The organism is Coxiella endosymbiont of Amblyomma sculptum, from assembly GCF_009883795.1.
In the GTDB taxonomy this organism is placed as follows: Bacteria; Pseudomonadota; Gammaproteobacteria; order Coxiellales; family Coxiellaceae; genus Coxiella.
Map to the genome: position 1 here is coordinate 370,142 of NZ_CP033868.1, position 12,746 is coordinate 382,887.

Sequence of the window (12,746 nt, forward strand, 5' to 3'; positions counted from 1 at the left end):
AATCGAACAGTTTGTTTAATGTTTAAAACAACGTTGGTGGGTAAAGACCATTGCAATTTCAGCACTATTGGCAGCCCGTACAATTTCCCTATCTCGAATTGACCCACCGGGCTGAATGATGGCTCTAATTCCAGCTTTTTTCGCTGTCTTGATACCATCAGTAAAAGGGAAAAATGCGTCAGAAGCCATCGCAGAGTTTTCTAAGGAAAATCCAGCTTCTTGCGCTTTCATTATAGCGATTTTGACGGAAAATACCCGACTAGATTGACCGCTTCCGATTCCTAAAGTGGTTTGATTTTTTGTACAGACTATCGCATTAGATTTTACATACTTTACAATATTCCAAGCAAAATATAAGTCTTGCAGTTCTCGTTTTGATGGAAGACGTTGACTGACCACAGTAAAATTTTTTCGGTTGGATTTGGTTTGTTCGTTCTTTTGGACGAGAAGTCCACCGGTAATCGAGCAAAAAGAAAAAGAACAATCATCCGAAACAGGAGGGCGAGCTTCTAATAATCGTAAGTAGGGTTTTTTCTTCAACAATCTGAGACTATCGATGGTAAAGCTCGGAGCAATAATTATTTCGACAAAGTGTTTTTCTAAAATCTTTTTTGCAGTTTCGGATTCCAAAACAGAATTAAATGCAACAATCCCCCCAAAGACAGACAGACTATCAGTAGCATATGCTTTTTCATAGGCCACTAGCTGATTTTCTCCTTGAGCCGCTCCGCAGGGAGAGGCGTGTTTAACGATGACGCACGTAGGAATTATAGCATCTTGTTCTTCCCATACTGTACGATAGGCACAATCACCGTCTAATAAGTTACTAAACGAAAGCGGTTTTCCTTGCAATTGCCGAGATTCGGTAAGGCTATTAGGTACAGGGGGTATGACTCTGTAAAGAACCGCAGACTGATTCGGATTTTCACCGTAACGAAGTTTTGCTTTCTTTTGAAAAGTTACAGGAAGGCCTTCCGGGAAGGAAAGGGATTTCTTAGATTTATATTCCCGTACCGAACAAGACAAAATTGCTGCGTCATAGTTTGAGAGATATTCAAGAGCTTTTTGAGCCAAAGACCTGCGAAAAGACAACGAAGTTGCATTGAGATTCGTATCCATCTCTTGTAGAACTAGTTTATAATCGCTGGGTTCAACTAGAACCGTAACAGATCTGAAATTTTTTACACCCGCTCTAAGCATACTGGGACCGCCAATATCGATCTGCTCTACGGTCTCTTCAAATATACAAAGAGGTACAGTAACTTCCGTCGTATAAAAACGAAAATTTACGACGAGTAGATCTATAGGATAGATGGTGTGCTGTTTAAGAATATTATCGTCAAATCCCGGTCTGGCCAAAAGTCCGGCGTAGACTTTTGGGTGTAAGGTTTTTACACGACCGTTTAGGATTTCCGGAAATCCCGTAAAAGTGGCAATGTCAGTGACTGGTATTCGATGTAATTTTAATAGATTTGCAGTCCCGCTGGTTGCCACTATTTCAATACAGCGGCTGTTCAGTTCTTTTGCAAAGTCAATGATATCGGTCTTATCCGAAACACTAATTAGTGCTCGCGTAATCGGTTTCCTTTGATGACTAGAGGTGTTCATGTTTGTATAAAGCTCTTATACAGGGTTCTTATAAAGAATTTTCCAAAAAGTTTTAGTTGAGTGATTCTTGTTCTTGCAAAGTATAGTCAACTATTGCCGTCGTTAACAGCAAAATATTGAAACAACTGCTTAAGCTCTGCTTATCGGGTTGTGTGAAACAATACCGAAACAACAGAGATTTTCAGATTTTCTCTGTATTTTTTATTTATTATTGTGTAATATCAAAGAAAATGGCAAACAAAAAAATAGGAATAGTGAGCAGGAACAGCCCGACATATCTTAAGGATTATCGCCCTCCTGGGTTCTTGATTGATACAATGCGCATGCATGTGGATCTTTATGAAGAAGAAACCAACGTCAGGACTGTTTTGAATTTACGACGTAATCCAAAAGTAGATGTGTCAAAACCGTTGGTGCTTAACGGAGAAGAAATGGTATTAAAATGCCTATCTCTCGACGGACGAACGTTGTCATCTTCTGAGTATCAAATCACCGATTCTTTATTGATAATTCCTCGTGTTCCAGATTCATTATTCACTTTAGAAACTAAAGTAACTATTAAACCTCAAGAAAATACTCAATTGATTGGGCTTTATAAGTCGAAGAACGTCTTTTGTTCTCAATGCGAGCCATATGGATTTCGTCGCATTACCTATTTTCTAGATCGTCCTGATGTGCTAACACGTTACACTACAACAATTACAGCTGATAAAGATCGATACCCTTTTTTGTTGTCAAACGGAAATTTGATCGAATCGAAAATGCTGTGTAGTAACAGGCAATGGGTACATTGGGAAGACCCTTTGAAAAAACCTTCCTATTTATTTGCTTTAGTAGCTGGAGATTTTGATGTGTTGGAAGATGTTTTTTTCACTCGATCGGATAGAAAAATAATCCTACGACTTTTTTTAGAAAAAGGACTTAAACATCAAGGGTTTTTTGCTTTACAGTCTTTAAAAAGAGCAATGAAATGGGACGAAGAAAGATTTGGCCGCGAATACGATCTCAAAGTTTACATGATAGTTGCAGTGGGTGATTTTAATACAGGAGCAATGGAAAACAAGGGGATCAATATTTTTAATGCTAAAAATATCTTAGCTGATCCAAAAACAGCTACTGATGAGGATTACATGCGTATTGAGAATGTAATTGGACATGAATATTTTCACAATTGGTCAGGCAATCGTGTAACATGCAGAGATTGGTTTCAAATTTCCTTAAAAGAAGGACTAACCGTCTTTCGAGACCAGTGTTTTTCCGAAGATATAACGTCAAGAGCCACCGCTCGTATTAGAAATGTGAATTACTTGCGCAATGTACAATTTTTAGAAGATTCAAGTCCTACAGCACACCCAGTACGACCGAATTCGTATATTGAAATTAACAATTGTTATACAAGCACGATTTATAATAAAGGCGCAGAAGTTATTCGTATGATAAGGACTTTATTAGGATCGAAGATTTTTCGTAAAGGGATGGACCTTTATTTTTCTCGTTACGATGGGCAAGCAGTAACTATTGAAGACTTTGTTCAAGCTATGATGGACGTTTCAAGTAAAAATTTTGAACAATTCAAGAAATGGTATGACCATATTGGCACTCCAATACTTGATATGGAAAGTGAATACGACCAAGAAAAAGAAGTCCTAATTTTGAAAGTGAGACAGTCCTGTTCATCAGGGTCGTCGAAAAAATTACCATTGCACATTCCGTTAGCACTTGGTCTTTTAAATTCGGAATATGAAGATGCGACAAGTAAGTTGGACGGAGATGACAATTTTATTCGAGGTACGCGCGTTTTAGAAATTAAAAAATCTGAGGAAGTATTTAAATTTCTTAACGTAAAGAAGAAACCGATATTATCTCTTCTTCGAGACTTTTCGGCACCAGTATATTCTAATTACCCCTATAGTGACGAAGAACTTTTACAGCTTTTTCAACACGATAGCGATCCTTTTTCTCGGTGGGAATCAGGACAAATTTTTTCGAGACGTTTAATAGGAAATCTAATTAAAGATTATCAACAAAAGAGATCTCTGAAATTGGACGATCGATTCGTAGAAAGTTTTCGAGACATTGTCGTTCGATCGCATGGAGATTATGGATATGCGGCTTTGCTCATTCTATTACCTTCAGAAACTGGTTTAATGCAGTTTATACAAAATACGGATGTTGAGACCATATATAGTGTTCGTCAATTTGTGAAAAGAGAGTTGGCGAAAACCTTAGTATTGGAATTGACGACAGCCTACGAGAGGCATCGATTGCCTTCTTACACTTACAATTGGATTGATGTTGGTAAACGTGCGTTTAAAAACCGATGTTTGAACTATTTAACTGAAAATGCAGAAGACAAGCAGTATGCACTGGCTTATCGACAATTTAGGGATAGTGATAATATGACCGATGTTATCGGATCTTTATCCGCTTTAGTCAATCACGAGTGTAAAGAACGTGACCGTGCATTAGATGAATTTTATCGAAAATGGAAAGATCATCCTCTGGTAGTTAATAAGTGGATGGCGCTGCAAGCGTCATCAAAATTGCCGTCTACTACAGAAAATGTGAAGAGACTACTGCAACACCCCGCTTTCAATATCAAAAATCCTAATAATGTGTACTCGTTATTGGTAACTTTCGGAATGAATACCGTCTGTTTTCACGATAAGAATGGAGAGGGTTATCGTTTAATTTCTGATTGTGTACTCAACATCGATGCGATCAATCCTCAGATGGCTGCACGAGTACTGCAACCTTTATCGAATTGGAAGATCATGGACGAAGGTCGTCAAGAATTGATGAAAACAGAGCTTAATCGTATTGCGAAAGTTTCTCGATCGTCGTCAGGTGTTTATGAAATCATTACGAAAAGTTTGAATAGTTCTGAATTTATATAATATGAGACAAGAGACAATTTTTCCCTACAAATTTCTTCTTAAGAATGTTGTAGATAAGACCTCTGATGTTCATCAGTCGCAATTGATTTTTGTTTCTGCCCATCGCATCTCTCTCGAAGAGCAGACAAAGTGAGTGTATTTGTGAATGCCTTTAAGGGAGGGTGTGTAACCAATGCAAAGGATGTTTTTGTTCCGAAGACAGGCCAGAAAATAGTCTTTAAGACTACGATTGATAGTCGAAAACATCCTACCTTCTCTTTTCGTAAGTAAGGTATATATTTTTACCATTTGCAGAGGATCAGAAAGATATTCAAATAATTCGATGCCAGGCTACAGTATCAAAACGTTCAGCGGTACTATTAAAGCCTCCGCATCTTAAATCGGTATTGGTGAATATATTCACCAGTATAGTATTTCAGCACTCGAAGACAAGAAAATCCTCGACCGACATATGCGGGGGAAGATTGTTGAATCGAAGCACTAGCTAAACAAGGCGCTCAACTTACTGCTATCGACATAAATGATGTTTTAATTGAAATTTCCAAAAAACACTCTCAAGAATAACAATTGAAAAATCATTCCATTCGTATAGGATTGATCAGATGCAACGGTTTCTACAGCTTATTGGATTTTACTATTCTTTCTCAGATTGGAGGATTTAGTGTCGTCTTTAAGACGACTCCTTATTTTAGGTTAGTGCATTGTTATGAGTCCGTCTCCGAGCGCAGACGCTATAACATATTTTTATAGAATAGGGAAGAATTATTAGGTTGATATACATATGTAAGGCAGCAGGAGTGTTCGAAAGAGAATTTTTCGATGTTTGATTCAAGAAAAATACAAAAGAGAAATTCTGGAGTTTATAAAAAGAACGCAACAGTCTTTTCCCAATTTATTTCTTGGATTGTAGGTAGTACAGTGTGATCAATACAATGTTTTCGTTTTAAAATAATTTTGAGATCTATATTAAAAAATCGTTAGTCACATAACTTAACAAAAAAATCGAACAATAAAAAATTTAGAAAAATACCAAGCAATGATTTCCAATCTGCAAAGAAAAAGAAGATGCACGGATTCTCCCTCACATTCAATCAAATCAAATAAATACTCGTATCTCCCCCAACAAAGTTTAAAGAATGAGTAGTATAACTGTCTCCCTCAAGAAGGAAGAGAAAAAACCTTTTGTCATCCAACTTAGTCGGCTTGTGTCAGAAATGGTGATTATGGAATATACGATATTCGACTGTTTTTTGGCACTTCACCACCGGTTTTTGTATCCCGAAAATTGTTTCTTATGGAGAAAAGCAATCGGTAGAAAATCGGCTGACAGTAAGGAGATTAATTGATACCACCAATCAGTCGAGAATCAGTTGGAAACCAACTACAGAACTGTTGATAAACTTTTTTAAAACTACGAGTAAGTCGCTCATCCAGAGCGTGTTTTATTCTATAATGGACTTCGTAAAGATCGCATGTTTGGCTGGCTGTAAAGAGATAGTCGTCGCTCGTCTTTAGTTCATCAACTAATTTTAAATGCAAAGCCTGTAAAGCGTACCAATGTTCACCTGTGGATACCTGTTCGATATTCACCATTCTTCGATGTTCTTTAATGAAATCTTTGAAGATTTTATGCATTTCTTCAACTTCTTGTTGTATTTTAGCTCTCCCTTTCTCAGTATTTTTACCAAAAAGCGTTAGCGTTCGCTTGTATTCACCGGATGTAATTTGTTCGAAATCGATGGATTTTTTTTGAAGGTATCGGTGGAAATTAGGCAGTTGAGCTAGGACACCAATGGAACCTACAATAGCAAAAGGAGCGGCGATAATATAATCAGCAACGCAAGCCATTAAATAACCGCCACTTGCCGCTATTCTGTCAACAGACACTAACAATTTTATATTAGCCGCCTTAATTCTTTGCAGTTGAGAAGTCGCTAGTCCGTAGCTATGTACAACACCTCCACTACTTTCAAGACGTACAAACACTTCGTCTTTTCTATTGGCTAAAGTCAACAAAGCAGTCACTTCCGTGCGCAACGCTTCTACGGAAGAAGCATGAATATCTCCGTTAAAACTAAGAACAAAAATCCTTTTTTTTGCCTCCTTTAGTTGTTCTTTTTGTTTACGATTCTTCTTTTGAGATCTTAACTGTAATTTGAACTCGTGTTTGTTTTTTACAGCACGCAAAAGAATACGATTATATTCTTCGTATTGCTTATTGATTTTTTGAACATGCAGTTTGTTTTTAGGTTTTGCTTTTGTATGCGCAACTACACTAAGAAGTACAAAGAGTGCAATCAGAATAGACACTAGTATACTGATCAATTTAGCCAGGAACAAACCGTAATTTCCAAAAAACTCCATATCTGTATTCTATCATCAGTTGTTGTTTGATACAAAAGACCATAAACGCACATTCACAATTTATGTTCAGTTCTAACGACATTGGATAAGAAAAATGTCTGCTCAAGTGCAATTTCTAATTCCAAAATTAGTTCCAATTTCAAAATTAAATCTGGAGAGAAACGCCTTTCATTTCAGGAACTAGATAGGTAACAAAAATGCCCAATAGAGAAACGAAAGTCATGAAGATCATGATAATTGGCAATCCCATATTCGTTAAAATTATCGGTAAAAAGAAAGTTCCGACAAAAGCGCCAACCTTTCCGATAGCGGCTGAAAAGCCGTGAGCTCTAGCGCGTATATGAGTAGGATATATTTCTGAAGGAATTAAAAATGTAGTCGCATTAGGTCCAAAATTGATGAAAAAGAAACTGATACCAAATACTCCAATAAATAAAGGAAAAATGTTTCGGACACTGGGCACACTGGCGATTAGTAAGTAACAAAGAGCCATAGCAGAAAATCCTGTTGTTTGTAAAAATCGCCGACCGATTTTGTCCACATAAGCAGCTGAAAAGAAATATCCTGGAACAGCGAAACATAAAAAAATGAGAACTGACAACAACGTATGTCTTAGAAGAGACGCGTGTGGACTAATAGTATTCATAATGAGAACAGAAGATATGCCATTACCGTAAAGTGCTACATCTAATAGAAACCATGCACTAGACGTTCCAAACAAGCACTTAAGCCATTTTGAAGAAAACAATTTTTCAGGTGTAAAAGGAGGTGTGGAGTTAGTAATCGTATCTCTATGTCCTGCCAAATCGCTTACGATCCGACTTACTTCAAGAGGGGGTTGCTTACTAAGCAAAAATCGAGGTGTTTCCGCTATTTTTCTTCGTAAGTAGAATACAGAAGCCGCAGGAATCGCACCAAAAGCTAGTAAAATACGCCAGATGTATGCATAAGAAATGTGCGATACCATTAGTAGAGAAGTGAAAAGGGGGCCTACAATTAATCCAACAGCCTGCATAGCAAAAACGAGCAATACTAAGAAACCCCGATTTTTTCGATTGGCGTATTCACTAGCCACTACAGCGCTAGTAGGATAGTCACCTCCTATTCCAATACCCACCAAAATTCTCGAGACCAAAAGCCAAGTATAGGAAATAGAAAAAGCCGAAAACAATGCACCGACGAATAAAATGCATACTTCAATGCCATATATAGTTTTTCTACCCCATGTATCGGAAAACCATCCAAACACTATAGCACCAAAGGCCGCTGAAGCTAGGGAGGCGCCATTAAGTAAAGCAATTTGACTATCAGTGAGGTGCCATAAAGGTATTAACAACGAAGTAACTACTCCGATGACAAACAAATCGTAGGCGTCTGTAAAAAACCCTACCCCTGCAGTACCGACCATCCTCCAATGAAGACGACTAAGTTTTTGTTCGTCTAGTTCGAGTAAAAATTTTTCCTGTTGGTCAGTTTTCATTTGTTTCTCGTGTTGTGTTCAAAGAAACCATAACAGGTGTTTGTGACGATTTGATGACAATTTCTGCTTCTAGAATTCAATTTATGAGAATTTCAATAAAAATCTGATTTTTTAACAATACTCTCCTCTCTCTCCTTTAATATGGAAAACGGCATGTAAAGGTACTTCCTTTACCTAGTTCACTTTCAACGTGTAAATCTCCTTGGTGTCGTAGTAGGACATGTTTAACAATTGCCAATCCAAGACCAGTACCACCGTTTCCATAAGAACGCTCTTTGTTTACACGATAGAACCGTTCGGCGATTCTTGGAATGTGTTCTTTAGAAATACCAATACCGGTGTCCGATACACTAAATACAGCATAATGGCTCGAAGAATACCATTTTACGTATATACAACCCCTTGTCAGAGTATATTTGACAGCGTTGATAATGATATTTGAAAACAAACTTTTAAGTTCTTCTTCCGATCCAGTGATACATAAATTAGCTTCTGCTTCGAGATTGATGCTGTGTTTTTTTTCACCACTAATTCTTTGAGCGTCGGTACAAAGTGTTTTTAGCATTTTGGCAACAGATACATTCATTTTTTCTTTAGGAGTGTGATCGTCGCTTTCAAGGCAAGAAAGTAGCAAAAGATCATCAATAATTGTCTCCATGCGAGTACTGTATTGATACATTTGGCTGAAGATCTTTTGATAGGGCTTGATATCCAAATTGCTTTTCTTAAGCAAAGTTTCCAAATAACCTTGAATAACAGTTAATGGTGTTCGAAGTTCGTGCGAAACGTTCGCAATAAAATCTCTACGAATGCGCTCCAATTGATTAATGTGTTCTCTCGCTGCTATAGGTAACGATTTTAAATCTAGCGTACTACTGCTCTTCATGATTGGTTACAAATTGATATCCAGCCCCTCTAATTGTCTTAATCAAATGATGTCGGTCGTATTTTTTTAGTTTATCTCGAAGACGTCGAATATGAACGTCCACTGTGCGATCGTCGATGTAGACGTTTCCACCCCAAATGCGGGTGATCAGTTGGTCTCGAGTATAAGTTTTGTTGGGGTGTTCCATAAAAAAATGAAACATTTTATATTCAATTGGCGAAAGAACTAAGTGTTTTTTATTTACGGTGATTTGATATTTAGCGGTATTTATGACAATGTCTTGGTATTTGATTTCATGAAAAGGAGAAAGTAAAGGACCTCTGCGCAACACTGTTTTTATTCTTGCTGTCAATTCGTCAGGAGAGAAGGGTTTGGTGATATAATCATCAGCCCCTGTCATTAGTCCTCTAATCTTATTTTCTTCTTTGGATTTAGCAGTGAGCATAATAATCGGTACATCTCGAAAGTCAACTTGTTTCTTAATCCAGTCAATGAATTCGATTCCACTTTCGCCCGGCAACATCCAGTCGAGCAAAATAAGGTCGGGCGGTTGATTGATTGTTTGTGTTTTCGCTTTTTCTACATTTTCAACATCTATCAATCGAAATTCATTAGAAAGTGAAAAATGTAACATATCTCGAATAGCAGTTTCGTCTTCAACGAGTAACAAGGTAACAGTTTTTTGCATTTTTGATGAAATCGGGGCGAAAGGACTCGAACCTTCGACCACTGCCTCCCGAAGGCAGTGCTCTACCAACCTGAGCTACACCCCGTCTTACCGTACTACCGATGTATCCATTTATCATAACCAGAAGAGAACACAATTAGAAGCATCATTATTATACCTTAGTATTATAACTATTTCGAAAATTGGTGAAAAACAAGAAGATCACAAAATTTGTATTTGCATTTTTACACAGATTATTGGACAATGCGAATGGGTGGAAAAGTAATATTAGGATATGTGCATGGTGTGTTTTTGTCTAGAGGAAGTTTTTCAGTGTATGCGATTATTAGGACTGGAGGCAAACAATATCAAGTCGCTGCAGGCCAGACTTTACAAATAGAAAAATTGCCTCAGAGTGTGGGTGCTTTTGTAAAGTTCAGTGATGTTTTACTGATTGAAGATGATGGTGAGTTATATCTTGGGTTTCCTCAAATGCAAAGCGCCGAAGTGGTTGCTCAGGTTCTTGGCCAAAGGAAGGCCGGTAAGATTCATATTATCAAATTTAAACGACGTAAACACCATATGAAACGCATGGGGCATCGGCAGTATTTTACGACTGTGAAGGTTATGGGTATAAGTTTTGATAAAAGAAAGGAAGTGTCAGTAGGAAATTCTGCTGCTTCCGTTTCGTTGATGGATACAGTTTAAGTTTAAGTAGATAGAGTGTTATTGTTTTTTTAGGGTGTTGTTAGGGTAGTTTTGGGGAAAAGAAAGTTTAGGAGATAGAATAATTAAATAATTAGGAGATAGAAATGGCCCATAAAAAAGCGGGCGGTAGTACGCGAAACGGTCGGGATTCGAACCCTAAAATGCTTGGTGTAAAGAGGTTTGGGGGTGAACGGGTGGTTTCCGGTAGTATTGTTGTTCGGCAACGAGGGACTCGTTATCATCCGGGAGAAAATATGGGTGTAGGTCGAGACCATACGTTGTACGCGTTGGTTGACGGAAAAGTCAGGTTTTCTCGTAGGGGAATTAGACGGGGAATTAAATGGCGTAATTACGTGTCTGTTAAACCCATTACGGATTTTTGAATTTTTTTATAAAACTGTAAAACTTCTTCCTTACGGATTGTCTTTATCCTAAATGTTCTGTAATGTTCTGTATTTTTCGAATGCTTGTTATTTTTCCGTAGATTGTTTCTAGGAACCTTTTGGTAATAAAATAAATCCATAAGGACTGTTTCGAATATACGAAATTTGTAAATGAGAGATATGAAATTTGTAGACGAAATATTAGTACAAGCGGAAGGTGGAAACGGAGGAAATGGATGTTTAAGTTTTCGTCGAGAAAAATTTGTTCCTAAAGGAGGCCCTGATGGGGGTGATGGAGGTGATGGGGGGAGTGTTTATTTTATCGCAGATACGTCTGTCAATACATTGCTACAATTTTGCTATCGTCGGTTGTTGCGAGCGCAGGATGGACAATCTGGAATGAGCAGGCTTCGTAGTGGAAAACAAGGAAGAGACCTGATAATGTCTATTCCTGTAGGGACATTAGTTTATAATGTAGAAACGAAAGAATTGATTGGAGATTTAACTGAAAAAGGACAACGATTGTGTGTAGCTAAAGGGGGGCAGCGCGGTTTAGGAAATAATCGTTTTAAAAGTAGTAGAAACCGTACCCCTCGAAAAATAACTTGTGGGAAGAAAGGCGAAAAACGTATATTAAAGTTGGAGTTGAAATTATTAGCGGATGTAGGGTTATTGGGATTTCCTAATTCGGGAAAATCCACTTTTATACGCGCAGTTTCTAAAGCTGCTCCGAAGGTTTCCGATTATCCGTTCACTACTCTCTATCCGAGTCTCGGAGTGGTCTGTATCGATGATGGGAAAAGTTTTGTCGTTGCAGACGTACCGGGCATCATCGTAGGTTCCAGTGTAGGAACAGGACTTGGGGTTCGGTTTTTAAGACATCTCGAACGGACTCGAATTCTACTGCACATTGTCGATGTAGCTGTAGGAGATGTAGATTTGGTAGCTCAATCTGTACAAGAAATTTCGGACGAGCTTGAAAGGTTTAGTCGTCGTGAGATAAAAAAATCACGGTGGTTGGTCTTTAATAAGACAGATTTATTGCCTTTTGAAGAAATTGAAATGAAGTGTGCTAAGATTGTTAGCAAGCTTGGTTGGTGTGATCCAGTTTACAAGATTTCAGCCCTTAAAAAAGATGGAACACATCGTCTGTGTTGTGAATTGAGTGATACTATAGCGCGAGAACGACAAAAAACTAGCATGAACTGATTTCTTTTTTTAGGTCTTAGGTCTTTTAGGTCTTATTAGTCTCCAGTTTTTTCCAATGCCACTTACATTCTATTCCAATTCCACATTTACGCTTTTCATGTTCATCCATTTGTATTCCATTTTCTTTTCCAAAATTGGACAACTACACTAAAACCAAACCCCTACTCAAAATTCGAAATGACGATATCAAGGTCCGACTATTTTGATTAAGTCAGCTATATCTCGGTTTAAACGACTCTTCAAACGATTTGCTTTGTTTGGATGCACAAGACGCTTTCTAGAAAATTGATCAAGTAATCGAACGGTTTCTCGAAAGGAAATTTGTGCGGTCGAACAATCTTTTTCTCGGATATTCGTTAATGTCCTTTTTATGAGAGTACGTACAGAGGAACGGCGACTTGCGTTGTGTAGTCTTCTTTTTTGACTTTGTCGCGCGCGTTTTTTTGCTTGTAGAGAGCTGGCCATACAAAACTCCTAATTTTTGTAGGGGAAAGAATATACTGTTCAATACAAGGTTTGTCAATAAAACAGACCTGCGATAATA

10 protein-coding genes and 1 tRNA gene are annotated in these 12,746 nt (G+C 37.8%); 4 read left to right on the forward strand and 7 right to left on the reverse strand.

Going from position 1 to position 12,746, the window contains the following annotated elements; all coding sequences use genetic code 11:
* Nucleotides 1-15 precede the first annotated feature (15 nt).
* Nucleotides 16-1,608 (reverse strand): bifunctional phosphoribosylaminoimidazolecarboxamide formyltransferase/IMP cyclohydrolase, encoded by a 1,593-nt coding sequence (gene purH, locus EGQ50_RS01775; RefSeq protein WP_159748024.1) that lies wholly within the window; start codon nt 1,606-1,608, stop codon nt 16-18.
* A gap of 230 nt (nt 1,609-1,838) precedes the next feature.
* Between purH and pepN the strand changes: the two genes are divergently transcribed.
* The gene (pepN, locus tag EGQ50_RS01780; RefSeq protein WP_159748026.1) at nt 1,839-4,505 is read left to right on the forward strand and encodes an aminopeptidase N; all 2,667 of its coding nucleotides are present in this window, start codon (nt 1,839-1,841) and stop codon (nt 4,503-4,505) included.
* Nucleotides 4,506-5,843: 1,338 nt separating this feature from the next.
* On the opposite strand, the gene sohB is transcribed toward pepN, so the two are convergent.
* The 5 genes from sohB to EGQ50_RS01805 form a co-directional block, all read right to left on the reverse strand.
* Nucleotides 5,844-6,869 carry a protease SohB gene (gene sohB / locus EGQ50_RS01785; protein WP_159748028.1) on the reverse strand — a complete coding sequence of 342 codons (1,026 nt, stop codon included), beginning with the start codon at nt 6,867-6,869 and terminating at the stop codon, nt 5,844-5,846.
* 145 nt (nt 6,870-7,014) lie between these two features.
* Nucleotides 7,015-8,349, reverse strand: a complete 1,335-nt coding sequence (locus EGQ50_RS01790; RefSeq protein ID WP_159748030.1) for an MFS transporter — start codon at nt 8,347-8,349, stop codon at nt 7,015-7,017.
* 136 nt (nt 8,350-8,485) lie between these two features.
* Nucleotides 8,486-9,235, reverse strand: coding sequence for an ATP-binding protein (locus EGQ50_RS01795; RefSeq protein ID WP_246168922.1), 750 nt, complete (start codon nt 9,233-9,235; stop codon nt 8,486-8,488).
* A complete protein-coding gene (locus EGQ50_RS01800) occupies nt 9,222-9,923 on the reverse strand; it encodes a response regulator (RefSeq protein ID WP_159748032.1) in 702 nt (233 codons plus the stop codon). The genes EGQ50_RS01795 and EGQ50_RS01800 overlap by 14 nt, the downstream gene beginning before the upstream one ends.
* 11 nt (nt 9,924-9,934) lie before the next feature.
* A tRNA-Pro gene (locus EGQ50_RS01805) sits at nt 9,935-10,008 on the reverse strand.
* A 227-nt stretch (nt 10,009-10,235) separates the two neighbouring features.
* Here EGQ50_RS01805 and rplU point away from each other — a divergent pair.
* From rplU to cgtA, 3 genes are all read left to right on the forward strand, one after another.
* Nucleotides 10,236-10,610 carry a 50S ribosomal protein L21 gene (rplU, locus tag EGQ50_RS01810; RefSeq protein ID WP_159748479.1) on the forward strand — a complete coding sequence of 125 codons (375 nt, stop codon included), beginning with the start codon at nt 10,236-10,238 and terminating at the stop codon, nt 10,608-10,610.
* A gap of 104 nt (nt 10,611-10,714) precedes the next feature.
* Nucleotides 10,715-10,993, forward strand: coding sequence for a 50S ribosomal protein L27 (gene rpmA / locus EGQ50_RS01815; RefSeq protein WP_159748034.1), 279 nt, complete (start codon nt 10,715-10,717; stop codon nt 10,991-10,993).
* Between the two features lie 180 nt (nt 10,994-11,173).
* Nucleotides 11,174-12,202, forward strand: a complete 1,029-nt coding sequence (gene cgtA / locus EGQ50_RS01820; RefSeq protein WP_159748480.1) for an Obg family GTPase CgtA — start codon at nt 11,174-11,176, stop codon at nt 12,200-12,202.
* Between the two features lie 186 nt (nt 12,203-12,388).
* On the opposite strand, the gene rpsT is transcribed toward cgtA, so the two are convergent.
* Nucleotides 12,389-12,667 carry a 30S ribosomal protein S20 gene (gene rpsT / locus EGQ50_RS01825; RefSeq protein ID WP_159748036.1) on the reverse strand — a complete coding sequence of 93 codons (279 nt, stop codon included), beginning with the start codon at nt 12,665-12,667 and terminating at the stop codon, nt 12,389-12,391.
* Nucleotides 12,668-12,746 lie beyond the last annotated feature (79 nt).